At 73.7% G+C, this 19,878-nt stretch carries 19 protein-coding genes; 12 read left to right on the top strand and 7 right to left on the bottom strand.

The features are described 5' to 3' along the window. Positions 1-13: 13 nt before the first annotated feature. The 5 genes from ACIQI7_RS11005 (at position 14) to ACIQI7_RS10985 (ending at position 5,672) form a co-directional block, all read left to right on the top strand. A complete protein-coding gene (locus ACIQI7_RS11005; protein ID WP_401107502.1) occupies positions 14-1,522 on the top strand; it encodes a S28 family serine protease in 1,509 nt (502 codons plus the stop codon). A gap of 149 nt (positions 1,523-1,671) precedes the next feature. Beyond that, positions 1,672-2,433, top strand: a complete 762-nt coding sequence (locus ACIQI7_RS11000; RefSeq protein WP_401107499.1) for a TetR/AcrR family transcriptional regulator — start codon at positions 1,672-1,674, stop codon at positions 2,431-2,433. After that, positions 2,417-4,051, top strand: coding sequence for an acyl-CoA dehydrogenase family protein (locus ACIQI7_RS10995; protein ID WP_401107496.1), 1,635 nt, complete (start codon positions 2,417-2,419; stop codon positions 4,049-4,051). Before ACIQI7_RS11000 ends, ACIQI7_RS10995 begins: the two co-directional genes overlap by 17 nt. Next, positions 4,048-4,944 carry an amidohydrolase family protein gene (locus ACIQI7_RS10990; RefSeq protein WP_401107494.1) on the top strand — a complete coding sequence of 299 codons (897 nt, stop codon included), beginning with the start codon at positions 4,048-4,050 and terminating at the stop codon, positions 4,942-4,944. Before ACIQI7_RS10995 ends, ACIQI7_RS10990 begins: the two co-directional genes overlap by 4 nt. 293 nt (positions 4,945-5,237) lie before the next feature. Then, the gene (locus tag ACIQI7_RS10985; RefSeq protein ID WP_401107491.1) at positions 5,238-5,672 is read left to right on the top strand and encodes a hypothetical protein; all 435 of its coding nucleotides are present in this window, start codon (positions 5,238-5,240) and stop codon (positions 5,670-5,672) included. Positions 5,673-5,763: 91 nt separating this feature from the next. Here the strand turns inward: ACIQI7_RS10985 and ACIQI7_RS10980 are convergent, their stop codons facing one another. The 3 genes from ACIQI7_RS10980 to ACIQI7_RS10970 all read right to left on the bottom strand — a co-directional run bounded on the left by ACIQI7_RS10980 (position 5,764) and on the right by ACIQI7_RS10970 (position 8,045). Next, positions 5,764-6,594, bottom strand: a complete 831-nt coding sequence (locus ACIQI7_RS10980) for a helix-turn-helix domain-containing protein (protein ID WP_401108013.1) — start codon at positions 6,592-6,594, stop codon at positions 5,764-5,766. A 118-nt stretch (positions 6,595-6,712) separates the two neighbouring features. Next, positions 6,713-7,195 (bottom strand): DUF2269 family protein, encoded by a 483-nt coding sequence (locus ACIQI7_RS10975; protein ID WP_387748574.1) that lies wholly within the window; start codon positions 7,193-7,195, stop codon positions 6,713-6,715. Positions 7,196-7,337: 142 nt separating this feature from the next. Beyond that, entirely contained in the window at positions 7,338-8,045 is a 708-nt protein-coding gene (locus ACIQI7_RS10970) for a 4'-phosphopantetheinyl transferase family protein (protein ID WP_401107488.1), read from the bottom strand. 212 nt (positions 8,046-8,257) lie between these two features. On the opposite strand from ACIQI7_RS10970, the gene ACIQI7_RS10965 reads away from it, so the two are divergent. Continuing rightward, complete coding sequence (locus tag ACIQI7_RS10965; RefSeq protein ID WP_401107486.1) at positions 8,258-9,766, top strand: choice-of-anchor A family protein; 1,509 nt, start codon at positions 8,258-8,260, stop codon at positions 9,764-9,766. Positions 9,767-9,941: 175 nt separating this feature from the next. Here ACIQI7_RS10965 and ACIQI7_RS10960 read toward each other — a convergent pair whose 3' ends face one another. After that, a complete protein-coding gene (locus ACIQI7_RS10960; RefSeq protein ID WP_401107483.1) occupies positions 9,942-10,571 on the bottom strand; it encodes a TetR/AcrR family transcriptional regulator in 630 nt (209 codons plus the stop codon). 76 nt (positions 10,572-10,647) lie between these two features. Here ACIQI7_RS10960 and ACIQI7_RS10955 point away from each other — a divergent pair, with 76 nt between their 5' ends. After that, complete coding sequence (locus ACIQI7_RS10955; protein WP_401107480.1) at positions 10,648-11,592, top strand: hypothetical protein; 945 nt, start codon at positions 10,648-10,650, stop codon at positions 11,590-11,592. 116 nt (positions 11,593-11,708) lie between these two features. Here ACIQI7_RS10955 and kynU read toward each other — a convergent pair whose 3' ends face one another. Next, the gene (gene kynU / locus ACIQI7_RS10950; RefSeq protein WP_401107479.1) at positions 11,709-12,935 is read right to left on the bottom strand and encodes a kynureninase; all 1,227 of its coding nucleotides are present in this window, start codon (positions 12,933-12,935) and stop codon (positions 11,709-11,711) included. Positions 12,936-13,063: 128 nt separating this feature from the next. Beyond that, entirely contained in the window at positions 13,064-13,894 is an 831-nt protein-coding gene (locus ACIQI7_RS10945; RefSeq protein WP_401107477.1) for a tryptophan 2,3-dioxygenase, read from the bottom strand. Between the two features lie 189 nt (positions 13,895-14,083). Between ACIQI7_RS10945 and ACIQI7_RS10940 the strand changes: the two genes are divergently transcribed. Beyond that, positions 14,084-14,548: an Lrp/AsnC family transcriptional regulator gene (locus tag ACIQI7_RS10940; protein WP_387748588.1), complete on the top strand. Its 465-nt coding sequence runs from the start codon at positions 14,084-14,086 to the stop codon at positions 14,546-14,548. 77 nt (positions 14,549-14,625) lie between these two features. Then, positions 14,626-15,165: an NADPH-dependent FMN reductase gene (locus ACIQI7_RS10935; RefSeq protein WP_401107475.1), complete on the top strand. Its 540-nt coding sequence runs from the start codon at positions 14,626-14,628 to the stop codon at positions 15,163-15,165. 57 nt (positions 15,166-15,222) lie between these two features. Here the strand turns inward: ACIQI7_RS10935 and ACIQI7_RS10930 are convergent, their stop codons facing one another. Next, positions 15,223-15,855, bottom strand: a complete 633-nt coding sequence (locus tag ACIQI7_RS10930; protein WP_401107472.1) for a MarC family protein — start codon at positions 15,853-15,855, stop codon at positions 15,223-15,225. A 213-nt stretch (positions 15,856-16,068) separates the two neighbouring features. On the opposite strand from ACIQI7_RS10930, the gene ACIQI7_RS10925 reads away from it, so the two are divergent. From ACIQI7_RS10925 to ACIQI7_RS10915, 3 genes are all read left to right on the top strand, one after another. After that, a complete protein-coding gene (locus tag ACIQI7_RS10925; protein ID WP_401107470.1) occupies positions 16,069-16,629 on the top strand; it encodes a DoxX family protein in 561 nt (186 codons plus the stop codon). Between the two features lie 234 nt (positions 16,630-16,863). Then, positions 16,864-17,532 carry an FxLYD domain-containing protein gene (locus ACIQI7_RS10920; protein ID WP_401107467.1) on the top strand — a complete coding sequence of 223 codons (669 nt, stop codon included), beginning with the start codon at positions 16,864-16,866 and terminating at the stop codon, positions 17,530-17,532. A 367-nt stretch (positions 17,533-17,899) separates the two neighbouring features. Beyond that, complete coding sequence (locus tag ACIQI7_RS10915) at positions 17,900-19,726, top strand: glycosyl hydrolase family 18 protein (RefSeq protein ID WP_401107464.1); 1,827 nt, start codon at positions 17,900-17,902, stop codon at positions 19,724-19,726. Positions 19,727-19,878 lie beyond the last annotated feature (152 nt).

Raw genomic sequence — 19,878 nt, 5'->3', positions numbered from 1 at the left:
AGATGGAGAGTTGATGACCACCACCGTGAGAAGGCTGCTGGCTTCCGCCCTGCTGATACCGCTGCTCGCGATCGGCAGCCTGGCGAGCCCGGCGTCCGCCGCCGACGGCCAGAGCGCCCAGGGGGGCCAGGACGCGCAGAGCGAGGCGTCCCGCCACGGCCGCGGCCCCGCCGACGACCCGACCGCCGACATCAAGGACCGCCTGGCGGCGATCCCCGGGGTGACCATCACCGAGGAGAAGCCGACCACCACCGGTCACCGCTACTTCCTCGCCACCTACACCCAGCCGATCGACCACTTCCGGCCCTGGCTGGGCACCTTCCAGCAGCGCTTCAGCCTGCTGCACCGCGGCTACGACCGCCCGACCGTCTTCTACACCAACGGCTACACCCTGGGCACCAACCCGTCCCGCACCGAGCCGACCCGGCTGGTGGACGGCAACCAGGTGTCCATCGAGTACCGGTTCTTCACCCCCTCCCGCCCGGAGCCGGCGGACTGGTCGAAGGCCGGCATCCGCCAGGGCGCCGCGGACTCGCACCGGCTGGTGACCGCGCTCAAGCGGATCTACCAGGAGGAGTGGCTGTCCACCGGCGCCAGCAAGGGCGGCATGTCCTCCACCTACTTCCGCCGCTTCTACCCGGACGACGTGTCCGGCACGATCGCCTACGTCGCGCCGAACAACACCAACGTCAACGACTCCGAGCCGTACAGCGAGTTCTTCCGCACCGTCGGCACCCCCGAGTGCCGGGCCAGGCTGAACGCCGCCCAGCGTGAGCTGCTGGTGCGCCGCGACCGCCTGGAGGCCCGCTACGTCGCCGACAACCAGGCGGCCGGTTCCACCTTCAAGACCCTCGGCACCCCGGACCGTGCGTACGAGGCCGGCGTGCTGGACGTGGTCTGGGCGTTCTGGCAGTACAGCCTGGAGGCCGACTGCGCCAAGGTCCCGGTGGCCGCCACCGCGACCGACGACGAGCTGTACGCCTGGTTCGACGCGCAGTCCGGCATCACCGGCAACAGCGACCAGTCGCTGGCGAAGTACACCGCGTACTACTACCAGGCCGCCACCGAGCTGGGCGCGCCGTTCTTCGACGTGTCGCACCTCGACGGCGTGCTGCACTACGACTACAAGGAGCTCTACTCGGTCCGCACCTTCGTGCCGAAGGAGATCCCGACCGTCTTCAACCGGAACGCGATGCCCGACATCGACCGCTGGGTGAAGCGCGAGGGCGAGCGGATCATGTACGTCTACGGCGGCAACGACCCGTGGGGCGCCAAGCCGTTCCGCCTCGGCCGGGGCAGCGAGGACAGCTACGTCTACACCGTGCCCGGCGGCAACCACGGCTCCAAGATCGAGCAGCTGCCCGCCGCGCAGTCGGCGCAGGCCGTCGCCAAGGTGCTGGAGTGGGCCGGGCTGGACGACCCGAACGCCCGCTCGCTCACCAAGTCGCCGCAGCTGATCCCGGACTTCGGTCCGCTGGACGTCGAGGGCCAGCGCCTGGAGCAGGAGCGCCGCCCGCTGTAGCGCCCGCGCGGCAGGGCCGCGGCACGGAGCACTGAGGAGGAGGTCGCCCCGCGTTCCCGGGGCGGCCTCCTCGCGCGTTCCGCGAGTGCCGCCCGGCCGAGCCCGTCCACCCCCTCCCCGAAGCAGTGAATCAGTGCTTCAATGCTTCCATGGCCTACCGACGCACCCCCGCCGTACAAGCCCGCCTGGACGCCCAGCGTGAAGCGGTGCTCCAGTCGGCGGTCGGCCTGCTCGCCGAGCGCGGCTACGGCGGCTGCACGATGGCCGCCGTGGCGGACCGCGCCGGGATCGCCACCGGCAGCCTCTACCAGCACTTCTCCGGCAAGGTCGACCTGTCGGTGCAGCTGTTCCGCCGGGTGGTCAGCCACGAGATCGACGCGGTCAACGCGGCGGTGGCCGTCCGGGACACCCCGCAGCGGCGGATCGCCGCCGTGGTCGAGACCTTCGCCGCCCGTGCCCTGCGCGCGCCCCGGCTGGCGTACGCGCTGCTGGTCGAGCCGGCTGACGCGGTCGTGGACGAGGAGCGCCTGGTGTTCCGGCGGGCCTTCCGGGACGTGATCGCCACCGAGATCGCCGCCGCCGTGGCGAGCGGCGAACTGCCCGAGCAGGACCCGGTACTGACCGCCGCCGCCCTGGTCGGAGCGGTCGGCGAGGCCCTGGCCGGCCCACTGGCCGCCGCCCCGGGCACACCGACCGCACGGACCACACCGGCCAGGGCGCTCGAAGCCGATCCCGAACAGCACGACGGCACCCCCAGCGACACTCCCACGAGCGACAGCCCGCCCAGCGACACCCCCACGAGCGACAGCACCCCCAGCGACAACCCCCCGAGCGACACCACCACGGTGGTCCCCGCCCTGGTCTCCTTCACCCTGCGTGCCCTGGGAGGACGCGATGACAGCGACGCATGAGGTCACCAACCAGGTGCCCCTGCCGTACGGACACGACACCGCCGCCGACCCCACCCTGCTCGCCGCCCTCCAGCGGGCCGGCGCCGGCTGGGCCGAGCCCGAGCTGCGCGAGCTGGGCCGGCTGGCCGGTTCCGAGCAGGCCGCCGAGTGGGGCCGGCTGGCCAACGAGAACCCGCCGGTGCTGCGCACCCACGACCGCTTCGGCCACCGGATCGACGAGGTCGAGTTCCACCCGTCCTGGCACGAGCTGATGCGCACCGCCGTCTCGTACGGCCTGCACGCCGCGCCCTGGCGCGACGAGCGCCCCGGGGCCCACGCCGCCCGCGCCGCCAGGTTCTTCGTCTGGGGCCAGGTCGAGGCCGGCCACACCTGTCCGGTCTCGATGACCTACGCCGCCGTCCCGGCCCTGCGCGCCAACCCCGCCCTGGCCGCCGAGCTGGAGCCGCTGCTGGCCGCCCGGGAGTACGACTTCGGGCTGCGCGAGCCGCGCACCAAGCGCGGGCTGATCGCCGGCATGTCGATGACCGAGAAGCAGGGCGGCTCGGACGTCCGCACCAACACCACCACCGCCGCTCCGCAGCCGGACGGCACCTACCGGCTCACCGGCCACAAGTGGTTCACCTCGGCGCCGATGTCCGACCTCTTCCTGACGCTGGCCCAGGCGCCGGGCGGCCTCAGCTGCTTCGCGCTGCCGCGGGTCCTGCCGGACGGCAGCCGCAACCGCCTGCAGCTGATGCGGCTGAAGGACAAGCTCGGCAACAAGTCCAACGCCTCCGCCGAGCTGGAGTACGACGGCGCGGTCGGCTGGCTGGTCGGCGAGGAGGGCCGGGGCGTCCCGACCATCATCGAGATGGTCAACATGACCCGCCTGGACTGCACCGTCGGCGCGGCCTCCGGCATGCGCTACGGCGCCACCCGGGCGGTTCACCACGCCCTGCACCGGCGGGCGTTCGGCAGGGCGCTGGTCGACCAGCCGCTGATGCGTAACGTGCTCGCGGACCTGGTGGTGGAGTCCGAGGCGGCCACGATCGTCGCCATGCGGCTCGCCCAGGCCACCGACCGGGCGCTCGCCGGGGACGGGACCGAGGCGCTGGTCCGGCGGCTGGGCCTGGCGGTGGCCAAGTACTGGGTGTGCAAGCGCGGTCCGGCGCACTCCGCCGAGGCGCTGGAGTGCCTGGGCGGCAACGGCTACGTGGAGGAGTCCGGGATGCCCCGGCTCTACCGGGAGGCACCGCTGGTGTCGATCTGGGAGGGCTCCGGCAACGTCGCCGCCCTGGACGCGCTGCGCGCGATGGCCAAGCGCCCGGAGAGCGTCGAGGCCTTCCTCGGCGAACTCGACGCCGCCGCGGGCGCGGACCGCCGACTGGACGCGGCCGTCGCCGCGCTGCGCAAGGAGCTGACCGACCCGGGGGACCTGGAGTACCGTACCCGCCGGCTGGTCGAGTCGATGGCGCTGGCCTTCCAGGGCTCGCTGCTGGTCCGGTACGGCAGCCCGGCGGTGGCCGACGCCTTCTGCGCGAGCCGGCTGGGCGGCGACCACGGCGGGGCCTTCGGCACCCTGCCGGCCGGGGTCGACACCGGGGCCGTCATCGACCGTGCCCGCCCGGTGAGCGCGTGAGCGGTCAGGAGGCCGACGGCGTACGGAGGTTCTGGCGGTCGCTCGGCCTGCCCGGGCTGATCGACGTGCACACCCACTTCATGCCGAAGAACGTCCTCGACAAGGTGTGGGCGTACTTCGACGCGGCCGGTCCACTGGTGAACCGCCCCTGGCCGATCACCTACCGCGAGGCCGAGGAGCAACGGGTCCGGCGGCTGCGGGACTTCGGCGTCCGGGCGTTCACGTCGATGCTCTACCCGCACAAGCCGGGCATGGCCGGCTGGCTGAACGCCTGGGCCGCCGACTTCGCCGCCCGCACCCCCGAGTGCCTGCACACCGCGACCTTCTTCCCCGAGCCCGAGGCGCCGGGCTACGTGGCCCGGGCCATCGAGGACGGTGCCCGGGTGTTCAAGGCGCACCTCCAGGTCGGCGGCTACGACCCGGCGGACCCGCTGCTGGACGGGGTGTGGGGGCTGCTCGCCGAGACCGGCACCCCGGTGGTCACCCACTGCGGGTCCGGGCCGGTGCCGGGCAAGTTCACCGGCCCCGGCCCGATCGGCGCGGTGCTGGAGCGGCACCCCGGCCTGGTCCTGGTGGTCGCCCACCTCGGGATGCCCGAGTACCGCGACTTCCTCGACCTGGCCGAGCGCCACCCGGCCGTCCGGCTGGACACCACCATCGCGTTCACCGACTTCGCCGAGGCCGACGCCCCGTTCCCGCAGGAGGAACTGCCGCGCCTGCGCGGGCTCCGGGACCGTGTCCTGCTCGGGAGCGACTTCCCCAACATCCCCTACCGGTACGTCCACCAGCTGGAGGCGCTGGCCGGGCTGGGGCTGGGGGAGGAGTGGCTGCGGGCGGTCTGCCACGACAACGCGGCCGCCCTGTTCGGGCTCCCCGCCCCGGCGGTCGGCTGACCGTCCGCGGTCTCTGCGGCACCCGCGGCACCTGCGGCACCCGCGGCACCTGCGGCACCCGCGGCACCTGCGGCACCCGCGGCACCTGCGGCACCCGTGGCACCCGTGGCACCCGTGGCACCTCCGACCACGGGTGCGGCACCGGGCCGGTCAGCCGGGTGCCCGGCGGGCCGGACCGGACCGGCCGTTACCTGCGGGGTAATCGACGCCCGCCGCCCCACCGGGCAGGGTGGAGCCACCCGGTGAGGCCGCCAAGGCCCCGGGCTCCCACCCCAGACAGGAGGCGATCCGCCATGTCCGCCCACGCGAACACCCTCACGCCCGCCCGGCCCGGTTCCGCCTTCTCGCCGTGGACGGTGCGCGGCGCCCTCGTCCTGGACGCCCTGGTCACCGGCGGCAACGGCCTGGCCTACCTGGCCTTCTCCGGCCCGCTCGGCGAGCTGCTCGGCGCCGGCCGCGCCACTCTGGTCGACGTCGGGATCCTCCTCCTCGGGTACGCGTTCGCGGTGGGCGTGCTCGCCGCCCGCCGGCAGCCGCCGGTGTTCGGGGTGCGGGCGGTGATCGACCTCAACCTGGCCTGGGTGGTGCTCAGCCTGGTCGCGATGGAGCTGTGGCTGGAGCCGACCACCGCCGGGTTCGTCTGGATCCCGTTGCAGTCCGGGACGGTGGCGCTGTTCGCCGTCCTCCAGTTCACCGCCCTGCGGCGAGAGGCCCGGGCGCGGGACTGAGACGCGGGACTGAGGAGCAGGACTGAGACGCGGGGCTGAGGAGCAGGACTGAGACGCGGGGCTGAGTGCCGGGCGCAGACCGAGCCGGGGGCTACCGCTCCGGCCCGACCACCGCCTGCAGGAACCGCACCGTCTCCGCGTCGGCCGGTAGGAAGGTCTCCATGGCCAGCTCGGAGACGGTGACGTCCAGCGGAGTGTTGAAGGTCGCGATGGTGGAGAGGAAGGAGAGCACCCGCCCCTCGTACCGGATCCGCATCGGCAGCGCGAACGGGAAGTCGTCGGCGCCGGGCCCGTCCTCGGCGGGGGCGTCGCCCTGACCCCCGGCCGGCTCGGGGTAGCCGCGGACCTCCTCGTACAGCCGGCGCAGCGGCTCGGCGCGGACCAGCTCCAGCTGCCGTTCCATCCGCTCCAGCAGGTGCTGCCGCCACTGCCGGAGGTTGACGATGCGCGGTGCCAGCCCGTCCGGGTGCAGGGTGACCCGGATCGCGTTGAACGGCGGCTCTAGCAGGTGCGGGGCGACGCCGTCCATGAGCAGCCCGAGCGAGCGGTTGGCCGCCAGCACCCGGAAGGACCCGTCGACCACGACCGCCGGGTACGGGTCGTGGGCGGCCAGCAGCCGTTCCAGCCCCGCGCGCAGCGCGGCCATCGACGGGTCGTCCAGCGGCGTCTCGGGGTAGTGCGGGGCGTAACCGGCCGCCAGCAGCAGGGTGTTGCGCTCGCGCACCGGCACGTCCAACTGCTCGGCGAGCCGCAGCACCAGCTCCCGGCTGGGCCGGGAGCGGCCGTTCTCGACGAAGCTGAGGTGGCGGGTCGAGGAGTCCGCCCGCAGCGCCAGTTCCAGCTGGCTGAGTTGCCGTCGTTCCCGCCAGCCCCGCAGCAGCGGGCCGACACCGGTTCCCGTCGGGCTGCCCATGCCCGCCATGATCGTCATGGCCCAGGACGGTACTCGAACGAGCCCGGTCGACGGGAGGGGGCGACGGGGACCAGCAGGGTTCCGCGGTGACCCGCGGCGGTGGCCAGCGGGGATCCGGAGAGCGGGGTCAGACGCCGGTGCTCGACCCCGGGCGGACGACCATGAGCACCACGACCACGGCCCACAGCAGGTTGAACACACCGGCGGTCATCGGCAGCGTCTTCAGGCCGCTGACGGCCTTGGCGTGCTGCTCGTCCGACGGGTCGAGTTCGAGCGCGTCCACGGCGGCCTGCTGGCCGGGCAGCACGAAGAGCAGCAGCGCGAGTGCGGCGACCGCGGTCAGCACCATCGAGACGATCACCCAGGACTGCCCGAGCACGTCCATCACCTGGGCCAGGCCGATGCCCAGCACCGGCACCGCGACCCCGAGCAGCGCGTAGACCTGGGTGATCCGGTGCAGCACCCGCAGCACGCCGGCGTCGGAGGCCCGGTCCGGACCGCCGGCCAGCGCGGCCTTCGCCCGGCGGGGGAACATGCTGACGGCCACCGCGACCGGGCCTATGAACAGGACCGACACGAGGACGTGCAGGCTCAGCAGCAACTTGGCCATGGCGGGGGCACCCTCTTGAATCCGGTGGGCAGCTGGTCGGCGGGCACACGCGTTCGACGTGCCCACGACCAGGCACGCTAACACCGCTTATCCACCGGCCCGCCGCGCGGGTGGGCGCCGGGGGCCGCCCCCGGCCCGACGATCAGCCCGCCGCGGTGAGCTCCACGATTCGGGCCGGGGCGGTGCTGACGGCCGCGACGGCGGCGGCGTGCTCCGGGTCGGCCCAGTCGAGCAGGTGCAGGTCCTCCCACCGGCTGCGCAGCGGCGCGCCCGGCGGGACGGACAGCGGCAGCCCGGAGAGGTCGACCCGGCCGAGGGTGTCCAGGCTGGCCCGGCCGATCTTGATCAGCGACTCCTTGCGCACCCAGAGCCGCAGGAACGCCTGCTCCGGCTCCGCGTCGGCCTCGACGAGGGCCAGCTCCGCCGGGGCGAGCACCCGGCGGGCGACCGAGCGCAGCGAACCGCCCCGGGCGGACAGCTCGACGTCCACCCCGACCGGCTGGAACCCGGCACCGGCGGCGACCACGCCCCGGGTGTGCGACAGGCTCACGTGCACCCCGGGGTGGTCCGGCAGGTAGGGCTTGCCGTGGTCGGCGAGCCCGCAGTCCGGGCACTGCTGGGCGAGGAGGAGGCCGGCCACCGGCACGCCGAGCAGCCGGGCGGCGCAGAGCCGGACCAGCAGGTGCCCGGCGGTGAAGTCGATCCGCCCGGACTCGTGCCGGAAGCGCGCGGCGCGCTCCCGTTCCAGGGCGGTCAGCAGGTGTTCGCCCGCCTCGGGGTGCCGCAGTACGGCGTCGGCGGACGCGACCGCGACGAGCGGCGCGCTCTGTTCCTGGGCCTCGGTGGTCATGCGTCCAACCTAGGGCCTGCCGCCAAACTCCCGCTTGCCCGGGCGATCGCTGCTCCGGACGGATGAATTTCAGCTCCGAACTGAGGATCTGTAAGGTGTGAATAGTCCGATTTAAGGTTTGATATCCCGGATCTGCGGGATCGCCGGCAGATGGTACGGAACGCGGCAGTCCGTCCGGGCCTGCCCCTTTCTCATGCACGGAGGAATTGTCGATGGGTCAGGTCACCGGTTCGTCGGATCACAGAACCGCCGCCGCGAGGACTCCGGCCGCGCCCGGGCGCCGGGCCGTCCGGGTCGCCGTGGCGACCGCCGTCGCCGCGCTGCCGCTGGCCGCGGTGCTGACGACCGGTTCGGCCGCGCCGCTGGCCCCGCCGCTGGGTGCCTGCTCCGGGTCCGACTGTCCCAGCGCCTGGCCGCCGCCGCACAACGGTGACTTCCCCGGCCGTGACGCCGCCGTCAACGTCTTCACCGGCGGCGACTACACCGTGAACGGCCGGGCCGCGGAGGCCGAGGGCAAGATCGTCACGCTGGGCAAGCTGACCGTCGACAAGAACGGCGGCGGCGTCTACAACATGGGCGTCGTCGGCGTCGGCTCTCGCGTGGTGCCGCCGAACGGCAGCGACTTCGTGACCACCGGCGGCGACGTCGACGTCAGGACCGGCAACAGCGTCCTGATCGGCGGCAGCGACTCGCACGGCCCGGCGTTCGGCAACCTGCGCCACGCCGGCCCGGTCACCGGCACCGTGAGCATCGACCCGACCGGCGAGTCGATCCAGGACCCGGACGCCGCCGCCCCCTACCGGTCGGTGCTGACCCGGATCCAGGAGGTCTCCGACTGCGTCGGCCGGGCCACCGCGACCGGCACCGTCGCGGTCGCCGCCAACGAGGCGACCTTCACCGGGGACGGGACCAGCATGAGGCAGGTCTTCAACGTCACCCGGGACCTCGCGTCGCCGACCGGTGGGCAGATCGGCCTGGTCTTCGACGGCATCCCGGCCGGTGCCACCGTCGTGGTGAACATGCTCGGGGACAGCCCGGTCATCAACACCTACACCGGCACCGGTCTGGCGGGCGACCGGACCACCGAGCTGCGCTCCAAGCTGATGTACAACTTCCCGACCGCGAGCACGGCGCGGATCCTCGGCAGCGCCCAGTTCCAGGGCTCGGTCATGGCCGGCAACCCGGGCGGCACCACGACGATCGCCCAGCCGGGCATGAACGGCCGGGTGTACCTCGCGGGCAACCTGATCCACACCGGCACCGGCGGCTACGAGATCCACAGCTACCCGTTCGACGGCGACCTGCCGGACTGCGCCGTGACGCCCAGCCCGTCGCCGACCTCGCCGACGCCTTCCCCCTCCCCGACGTCGCCGAGCCCGACGTTCCCGTCACCGACCTCCCCGTCACCGACCTCCCCGTCACCGACCTCCCCGTCACCGACCTCGCCGGGCCCGACCTCGCCGGGCCCGACGCCCACCTCGCCCGCGCCGACCTCGTCCGCCCCGACCTCCCCGTCGGCCACCGCGACGACGTCGAGTGCGGCCCCGACCGGCCACCGCCCGAGCGGGGGTCCGACCAGCCCCCACCCCGGTGGCGGCGGTGAGCTGCCCTCCACCGGCGCGGGCAACGCCTCGGTGGTCCTCGGCCTGGCGGGCGTCGGCCTGCTCGGCCTCGGCGGTCTGGCCGTGCTGGCCGCCCGCCGTCGCGGTCGCCACAGCTGACGGGCCGTACGGCCGAGTCGCTGATCAGCCGATCAGCCGATCAGCCGAACAGTCGAGCAGCCGAACAGTCGAGCAGCCGGACAGCGGCGCAGGCCGCCCGGGTCGAACCGACCGGGCGGCCTGCGCCGCTTCCGCTTCCGTCCGCGCCGCCGCCCCGTTCCCCGGCTCCGGCCGGCTACCGCTCGCCCGGGTAGTGGGCGAGGCCCGAGCCGAGCAGCCCGAAGGCGCGGTCCACCGCCGCCTCGACCCGGGTCCGCACCGTCTCGGCGGGCTCCCCGGCCACCACGGCCCGCCGGACCTCGCCGAGGACGGCCCGGTGCGCCCCCGCGACGGCTCCGGCCACGATCCGGGGGAGCGGGTCCTCCGGTGCGGCCCCCGACTCCTCGGCCAGGGCGGTCGCGAGCGCCGCCTCGGCCCGTTCGCCGAGCTCCAGCAGCCGGGCCCGCAGGGCGGCGCTGTCCTCGACGATCCGCCAGAACGCCGCCATCCCCGGGTCCAGCCCGACCGTCGGCTCCGCGTTCGCGAAGGCGGTCAGCAGGTCGGCCCGGACGGCGTCCACGGCCGTGCTGCCCGCCGGGCGGTGCCGGACCACGGCGGCCAGGTGGGCGACCACCTCCTCCTGCCGGTCGAAGAAGAGGTCCTCCTTGGTCGGGAAGTAGTTGAAGACCGTGTTCGGCGAGACCCCGGCGGCCCGGGCCACTTCCACCACCGTGACCCGGTCGAACCCGCGCTCGGCGAACAGGCCCATGGCGGTGTCGGACAGCAGCTCCCGGGTCTGCTGCTTCTTGAGTTCGCGAAGTCCCATGGCCGGATTCTATCCGCAGATCCTGATGTCACTTCAAACTTGCAGTGACACCAAAAATATCGGCTACGGTGGCGGCATGACCTTCACCTTCGGCATCTACCCCGGCGGGGCGGCCGGTGACGACACCGGCGTGATCACGCCCGCCCGCCCCGACGACCCGGCCCGGATCACCGCCGCCCTGCGCCTGCTCCAGGGCGGCGCGGCGGAGTTCCTGGTCCGCGCCTACCGCTCGTACCCGGGTGGCGAGCACACCCCGGAGCGGCCCGAGCGGTACGCCGTCGAGGGCCGCCGGCTCGACCTGGTGGTCCAGTACCGGGAGCGCGGCGGGGAGTTGGCGGGCTGGCTGGACTTCGTCCGGCGGACGGTCCGGACCGAGGGGCACCGCCTCGCCCTGCTGCAGATCTGCGAGGAGCCCAACCTCGACCTCCCGCCCGTGGACGGCAGCATCCCCAACGTCCGCCGGGCGCTGGTCGAGGGCGTGGTCGCGGCCAAGGAGGAGGCGCTGGCCCACGGGTTCGACCGGCTGGCCGTCGGCTTCAACGCGGTGCCCTCCTTCGACCCCGCGGACACCTTCTGGCCCGAGCTCGGCCGGCTCGCCGACGAGCGCTTCCACCGGGCCCTGGACTACGTCGGCCTGGACTTCTTCCCGGACGTCTTCCGCCCCGTCCCGCCCGGTCGACTCGCCGACGCGGTACGGGCGGTGCTCACCGGGTTCCGCCGGGACACGCTGCCCCGGGCCGGGATCGGGCCCGGCGTCCCGCTGCGGATCTGCGAGAACGGCTGGCCCACCGGCCCCGGGCGCAGCGAGGCGCGGCAGGCCGAGGTGGTGGCGGAGGTGGTCCGGACGGTCGCCGGGCTCGCCGCCGAACTCAACGTCGCCGGCTACGCGTTCTTCGCCCTGCGCGACGCGGACAGCGCGGGCGCCGGACCGTTCCCGCACTTCGGGCTGCTGCGCGACGACTACACGCCCAAGCCGGCCTTCGCGGTCTACCGCGCGCTGGTCGAGGAACTGACGGACTGACGCCCGAGCGCAGGCCGGTTCTCCTCGAAGGAAGGAGCGCTCCACCGGTGCCCGGGGGCCGGGGCGCGTCCCGCGGATCCCTGCCGGGTGCACGGCAGGGACCCACCGGGCGCGCCCTACGTCACCTCGCCCCGGCGGGAGAAGCGCTCCGCCCGCCACTCACCGCTCTCCAGCACCTCGGCCAACTGCCGGGCGGCGTCCCAGACCTCGGTGTACGAGAGGTAGAGCGGCGTGAAGCCGAAGCGCATCAGGTCCGGCGCGCGGAAGTCGCCGATCACCCCGCGCTCGATCAGCGCCTGCACCACCGGGTAGCCGTCGGCGTGCCGCAGCGCGACCTGGCTGCCGCGCCGGGCGTGCTCGCGCGGGGTCACCACCTCGACGCCGTCCAGCCGCTCGGTCAGCGAGACGAACAGGTCGGTCAGCGCCAGGCTCTTCGCCCGGACCGCCGCCAGGTCGGCCCGCTCCCAGACGTCCAGCGAGGCGCCGAGGGCGGCCTGGCCGAGCAGCGAGGGCGAGCTGGTCAGGAACCGGCCGATGCCCGGCTTCGGGTCGTACCCGGGCTCGAAGGCGAACGGCCGGGCGTGGCCGAACCAGCCGCTCAGCGGCTGGAGCGGGCCGGCCGCCAGGTGCCGCTCGGCGACGTACAGGAAGGCCGGTGAGCCGGGGCCGCCGTTCAGGTACTTGTAGGTGCAGCCGACCGCGAAGTCCGCGCCCGCGGCGTCGAGTTCGATCGGCAGCGCGCCCACCGAGTGGCACACGTCCCAGATCATCAGGGCGCCCGCGGCCCGGACCCGGGCGGTGATGCCGGGCATGTCCAGCAGCTCGCCGGTGCGGTAGTCGACGTGCGAGAGGACGACCGCGGCGACGTTCCCGTCCAGGTGGCGGTCCAGCTCCTCGGGGCGGATCAGCGTGCTGCGCGCGCCCTCGACCAGGCCGGTCACGCCCTCGGCGATGTACAGGTCGGTCGGGAAGGCCTCGGCGTCGCCGAGCACCGTGCGCCGGCCCGGGCGCAGCCGCAGCGCGGCCGACAGCACCTTGAACAGGTTGACCGAGGTGGTGTCGCAGACGACCACCTGCGCCGGACCGGCGCCGATCAGCGGCGCGATCCGCCGCCCCAGCCGGTACGGCTGCTCGAACCAGCCGGCGTCGTTCCAGCTGCGGATCAGCTCCCGGCCCCACTCCTCCTCGACCACCTGGCGTACCCGCTCGGGCGTGCGCACCGGCAGCGCGCCCAGCGAGTTGCCGTCCAGGTAGATCACTCCGTCCGGCAGGGCGAACTCCTTGCGGAACGCCGCCAGCGGGTCGACGGCGTCCAGCGCCTCGCACTCCTCGCGCGTGGTCATGCCCGTCCCTTCCTCGTCATCCGTGTGTCCGGCCCGTCCCGTTCCCGACGTGCCCGTCACCGCTGCCAGCGCCGTCGCGGCCGTCGCGGCCGTCGCGGCCGTCGCGGCCGTCATGTCCGTCTCCGCCGTCACAGCCCGTCCCGGACCGTCCACAGCTCCGGGAACACGTCCTGCTCGGCCGACTTGCGCAGCCAGGTCAGCCCGCTGGAGCCGCCCGAGCCGGGCTTGCCGCCCATCGTCCGCTTGACCGCCGAGAGGTGCCGCTGGCGCCATCGGGTGACCCGCTCGGCCACGTCCAGCAGGGCCTCGGCGAGCGGCTGGAGCGCGGCGAACTCCGGCTCGGTGTAGACCCGCCGCCAGGCCGCCTCGACCTCCGCGGACGGCTGGTACCGCCGCTCGGAGGGGGCCCGCCGAGGGGCGAGGCCGCGGCGCGCCAGCAGGGCCAGCGCCTCGTCGTACAGGCCGGGGGAGCGCAGCGCCTCGGCCAGCTCGGCCTGGGTGCCGGGCATCCCGTCGTACATGTTCAGCAGTGCGGCGTTCTTGTTGCCGAGCAGGAACTCCAGCCGGAGGAAGGCGGAGGACTGGAAGCCGGAGGCCTCGCCGAACAGCGCGCGGAAGGAGTTGAACTCGTGCGGGGTCATGGTGGCCAGCAGGTCCCAGGACTCCACCAGGACGTCCTGCACGTGGGTGCCCCGGCGCAGCGCGGCCAGCGCGGCGGTCAGGTCGTCCTCGCGCAGCGCCTGTCGGGCGAGCGTCCACTCGTGCCGCAGCAGGTCGAACAGCAGCTCCATCACCTGGGTGGTGACGATGAACGACAGCTCGGCGGGCTCCTCGCTGCGCGGGTGCTGCAGGCCGTGCAGCTCGTCCAGGCGCGCGTACTGGGCGTACGGGGTCCCTCGGCCCGGTGCTCCGCCGCGACCGAACGACAGCTTGGGCGTCTCCACCGTGTCGTGCCCCATACCCGATGCCTCCTGATCCTCCGGGCCCCGTCGCCCGGTCCGGTGATCCAGCCGGACTGCCGGGTTCCACCGGGTGCCCATTGTGCGGCGGCGGTGCCCCCCGCTTGAATGGTCGACGGGCATCGCAACCGCGTTCGGAGCTCTCGTTCGCGAGGCGTTGCGCCGATTCGCTTTACGAACGGAAATCCCTTGATCCCGACCACCCGGGAGGTCGCCTTGGACGCCGTCGACCGCCGTCTGCTCGCCGAGCTCCAGGCCGACGCCCGGCTCTCGTACAACGAACTCTCCCGCCGGGTCAGCCTGTCCGCACCCGCGGTGGCCGAACGGGTCCGCCGGCTGGAGTCCGAGGGGGTGATCAGCGGCTACCACGCCCACGTGGACCTCACCAGGGCCGGGCTGCCGATCACCGCGCTGGTCCAGATCCAGTGCTACGGCCCGCGCTGCGTGCTGCGCGACCCGGAGGTGCCGACCTGGCCGGAGGTGGTGCAGCTGCACCGGGTCACCGGCGGGGCGTGCTGCGTGCTGCTGGTCGCGGTGTCGTCGATGGCCGAGTTCGAGGGGGTGTGCGACCGGCTCGGCCGCTACGGCCAGCCGTCCAGCTCGATGATCCTCTCCAGCCCGGTGCCCTGGCGGCCCGTGGTGCCGCCGCGCTGACCGCCGCCGCGTCGTCGCGCCGGGGCCGGCGGGCGCCCGCTGGCCTTGACACGGACGTCAGGGAGTAGGTTCCCGGCATGCCGAACGAGCGCCACATCCTGCTGCTGCCCGGGAGCCTGCGGGCCGGTTCCACCAACGAGACCGTGCTGCGCACCGCGGCCGCGGTGGCCGCCGCCACTCCGGGGTTGCGGACCACGTACTACGACGGACTGGCCGGGCTGCCGCACTTCAACCCGGACCTCGATACCGACCCGCTGCCGGAGCCGGTGGCCGCGCTGCGGGCCGCGATCGGGGCGGCCGACGCGCTGCTGGTCTGCACCCCCGAGTACGCCGGGACGCTGCCGGGCGCGTTCAAGAACCTGCTGGACTGGACGGTCGGCGGCACCGAGATCTCGGACAAGCCGACCGGCTGGATCAACGCCGCCGGCCCGGGCCGCGGCCAGGGGGCCGAGGCCACCCTGCGCACCGTCCTCGGCTACACCGGCGCGGCCGTGCTGGACGAGGCCTGCGTCCGGCTGTCGCCGGCACGTGGGGCGGTCGGCCCGGACGGGCTGGTCGCCGACCCGCTGGTGCGGGAGCGGATCGGCGAGGTGCTGGCCCGCCTCGCGGCGGGCTGACCGGCGGACCGACCGGGGGGCGGCCCGGCGGACCGACAGGCAGGTGGCCCGACGGGCTCAGTGCCCGGCCGGGAGGTGCACCCCCAGCCCGGCCAGGCCCTCCAGGAACAGTTCCACGCCGACCGCCGCCAGCAGCATCCCGAGCAGCCGTGACAGCACCTCCAGCGAGGTGCGGTGGGTGCGTCGCATCAGCGGCGCGAGTACCGCCACGCAGAGGTAGTTGATCACCGCGACGGCCACGTACGCCCCGGCGACGGCGGCCTTCCACCCCCAGTCGTCCTGGTTGAGCGAGGCGACCAGGACGGCCGTGACGGCGAGCGGGCTGGCGATGTACGGCAGCAGCAGTTCACGGATGCCGTCCACCAGCGGGTTCGCCAGGTGCTCGTCCTCGTCGCCGTCCGAGCCGAGGTGGAGGCCGAAGACCAGCGCGACGGCGTAGACGAAGAAGATCGCCCCGCCCGCGAGCTGGAGCGACTGGTCGCTGATGTGGAACAGGGTGGTCAGTTCGTCGGCCCCGAAGCCGAGCACCAGGCCGATCACCGCCGAGATGGCAGTGCTCAGCGCCGCCAGCCGTCGCAGCTCCAGGTTGCTCCTGGTCCCGGCCAGCCGGGCGAAGGACAGCAGGGTCTTCGGCGGGCCGACCACGGCGAAGAAGGTGATGAAGGCGCTGCTCAGGTTGAAGACGAACATGGGCCAAGCATGACCGCGGGCCCCCGGGCGGCCGGTCCGCCACGCCCCGCGGTCGGGCGTGGCGTGAATCTCCTCGCCGGGCGGTTCATTCCTGGCCGGCGGCGGATTCGCCCGGATGGCGGCCCCGGCTCGAAGCGGTGGGCGCTCTCGGTTGCTATGGAGTCAGGACCGCCACCGAGCAGGTCCACGCCGCCGCGGAAACGAGGATGCGAGATGTGCCTGAACCGTAAGGACCTGGGCCTGCTGGCCCTGCGCAGCGCGGTCGGCGGAGTGCTGATCGCGCACGGCACCCAGAAGCTGTTCGGCTGGTTCGGTGGCGGCGGCCTGGAGGCCACCGCCGAGGCCATGGAACACATGGGCTTCCACCCGGCACGGCAGAGCGCGCTCGCGGCCGGTCTCGGCGAGGCGGGCGGCGGCGCGCTGCTGGTGGCCGGGCTGGCCACCCCGGCGGCCGGCGCGGTGGTGGCCGGGACGATGGCGGGCGCGGTGTCCGTGCACGCCCCGGCCGGCTTCTTCGCGATGTCCGGCGGTTACGAGTACCCGGCCTTCCTCGGCGCGACCGGGCTGGCGATCGGCCTGGCCGGTGCCGGCCGGTACTCGCTGGACCACCTGACCGGCCACGTCTTCGACCGGCCGTGGGTCGGCCTGGCGTCCTTCGTGGCGAGCGCCGCCGGGGCGTACGGCGTGGTGGCGCGGCGCCGGCACCTGGTGCGGCTGCGCGAGGAGCGGGCCGCGGTGGAGGCGGACTCGCAGGAGGGCTCCGGGCTCTCCTAGGACTCGGGGCTCTCCCAGGGCTCCGGGCTCTCCTAGGGCTCCGGGCTCTTCCGGCGCCCGGGCGCACGACGGGGTTCGAGGCAGGCCCCAGCGGCTCTCCCGGGCGGCACCGGCCCCGTCCGCGGCCGCGTCACCCGGGGGCAGCAGCCCTGCTGGCGGCGGTCCACCGGGCCTCGGAGGGTGGGCGGGGAGGTGTGCCGGGCAGCCCGGCGCCGACCGGAAACGAGGGACCGCATGGACCGCCAGCCGCTCACCCGCGCCCGGGCCCGTCTCCGCCCCGCGGAGGCGGGCCCGAAGACCGGCCCGGGCTCCCCGACCCCGCCGAGGACCACCGCGCAGGACCTGGACGCACCGCCGCTGCGCCGCCGACGGTGCGCGGTGGCAGGGGCGTTGGCCGTGGCGGTGGTCGGCGCGGCGGTGCTCGCGGGCTGCTCCTCCGGCAGGAGCGCGAGCAGCGTGGCCTCCTCGGCCGCGGCGGCGGTGGAGAAGGGCGCGAGTGCGGCCGCCTCCGCCGCCTCGGCGCTGGCCTCGGCGGCCGGCGGGGCGGGGGCGGCGATCGCCTCGGCGGAGGCGCGGGCCTCGGCGGCGGTGTCGTCGGCGTCCTCGGCCGTCGCCGGGATCAAGGGCGGGCTGGACGCCAAGGGGGACGTCACCGCCGGGGCGGTGGAGACCGGGTCGGACGGCAAGCCGCAGGTGCCGCTGACCGTCACCAACCACGGCCAGCAGTCGTACCGGTACGTGATCCAGCTGGACTTCACCGACGAGTCCGGCAAGGTGCTGGACGCGACCGCGGTGACCGTCGCGGACGTGGCCGCCGGGCAGAGCGCCCAGGCCACCGCGCACGCCAACCGGAGCCTCTCCGGCACGGTCAAGGCCGAGGTGGCCAACGCCGTCCGCTACTGAGTCCGGCGCCCGGCTCCGGCACGAAGGCTTCGGCACCAGGCTCCGGTACCCGAACTCAGGTGCGGACTCCGCGCGCGGCCGCCCAGCTCAGCGCGGGGGTGGAACCTTAAGCGGGTCTCAAGGCCCGACTGCCCCCCTTGACGGGCGAGTTGGTCTAGTCCATTTTTATTGCCCAGGTGCAGGGAGCCCCTGAACCGGCGTCAGCGGTCGTGTGCCGCGGGCGCCGGTTCGGCACATCCCGGTAGTCCGTCATGGTCTGATCCGCTCGATTCCCCACCCATGCCTGTCATGTCCCGGTCGTCCGGCCCCACCCCGGACGCGTGCCGCCGGGCCGACGGGTACCCCCACAACCAGGAGTCACGCACCCATGCTGCGCTCACGCATTGAAAGGGCCGGGGCCCCCGCCCCGCAGGGCGGCCGCCGACGCCACCCCAAGAGCCTGGCCGCCATCGCGGCCGGCACCACCGCCTCCCTGCTGCTCGGCGCCGGCCTCGCGCTGTCCGGCGGCGTCGCCGCCAACGCCGCGACCACCAACTCCACCGGCGCGCCCGCCACCAGCGGCGGCATCAAGGTCGCCTACTTCGACCAGTGGTCGATCTACGCGAACGCGTACTACCCCAAGACGATCCAGGACACCGGCGTCGCCAAGAACCTGGACTACCTGATCTACTCGTTCGCCAACATCCACCCGACCGACCTGGGGTGTTTCGAGGCCACCAAGGCCGCCGACACGAACGACAACAACCCCAACGCGGGTGACGGCGCGGGCGACGCGTTCGCCGACTACCAGAAGAGCTTCGGCGCGGACATCTCGGTCGACGGCGTCGGCGACGTCTGGAACCAGCCGATCGCGGGCAACTTCAACCAGCTGAAGAAGCTCAAGGCGAAGAACCCCAACCTCAAGGTCCTGATCTCGCTGGGCGGTTGGACCTACTCCAAGTTCTTCTCGCCGGCCTCCGCCACGGACGCCTCGCGCAAGCACCTGGTGTCGTCCTGCATCGACATGTTCATCAAGGGCAACCTGCCCAGCGAGGCCGGCTACGGCGGCCCCGGCTCCGCCGCCGGCATCTTCGACGGCGTCGACCTCGACTGGGAGTACCCGGGCGGCGGCGGCCACACCGGCAACATCTCCAGCCCGGCCGACAAGCAGAACTTCACCGCGCTGCTGAAGGAGTTCCGCACCCAGCTGGACGCGCAGGGCAAGACCGACGGCAAGACCTACGCCCTGTCGGCGGCGGTCGGCGCCGGCCAGGACAAGATCATGAACGTCGAGACCGACAAGATCGGTCAGTACCTGACCTTCCTCGACGTCATGACCTACGACATGCACGGCGGTTGGGACCCGCAGGGGCCGACCAACCACCAGGCGCCGCTGTACTCGGGCCCGAACGACCCGTCGACCCCGGCCAAGCCGGGCAACGGGAAGTACTCGATCGACAACGCGATCAAGGCCTGGACCGCCGGTGACAAGGAGTACGGCATCCCCGGCGGCTTCCCCGCCAACAAGATCAACATGGGTGTGCCGTTCTACTACCGCGGTTGGACCGGGGTGAAGGACAACGGCAAGCACGGCCTGTTCCAGCCCGCCACCCAGCCGGCGGCCGGCGCGGCGATGTCCGGCAACGTCCCCGGCATCCAGATGTTCAAGGAGCTCGCGGGCTTCGTCGACAACCCGTCCAAGACCTTCTGGGACGACGACGCGAAGACCACGTACTTCTACGACGGCAACACCTTCTGGAGCGGTGAGGACGCCAAGTCGATCCAGGCCAAGATCGACTACGCGCACTGCAACGGCCTCGGCGGGTCCTTCGCCTTCTCGCTGTACGACCTGGGTACCAAGACCGGCCTGTTCGACAAGATGGTGAGCGCCACCAACGGCTCGGCCTCCGCCTGCCCGGCCCCGCCGACCGGCACGCCGACCCCGACCCCGACCGGCACCCCCACCGGCACCCCGACCGGCACGCCCACCAGCACCCCCACGGGCACGCCGACCACCACCCCCACCGGGACCCCGACCGGCACCCCGAGCTCCTGCCCGGCCGCCCCGAGCTGGGACGCGAACACCACCTACGCGGCCGGCGGCACCAAGGTCTCGTGGAAGGGCCACTACTACACCAACAAGTGGTGGACGAAGGGCGACGACCCGAGCCTGAGCGGCCAGTGGGGCGTCTGGACCGACAACGGTCCCTGCTGACGACCGACGGACCGCCGAGGGCCTGACGGATCCTCGCAGCACCTGAAGCGACGGGTCCGGCCCGCCGGGAGGAGCCTCCTCCCGGCGGGCCGGACCCGTTCGCGTTCCCGGGGCCCGCGCGGAGCCCGGCCGCGGCGGCGGAGCCCCGCCGA

Source organism: Kitasatospora sp. NPDC092039, from assembly GCF_044756065.1.
Taxonomy (GTDB): Bacteria; Actinomycetota; Actinomycetes; order Streptomycetales; family Streptomycetaceae; genus Kitasatospora.
Note: the sequence above shows the minus strand (reverse complement) of the source record. Positions and strands in the feature narration are given on the sequence as shown.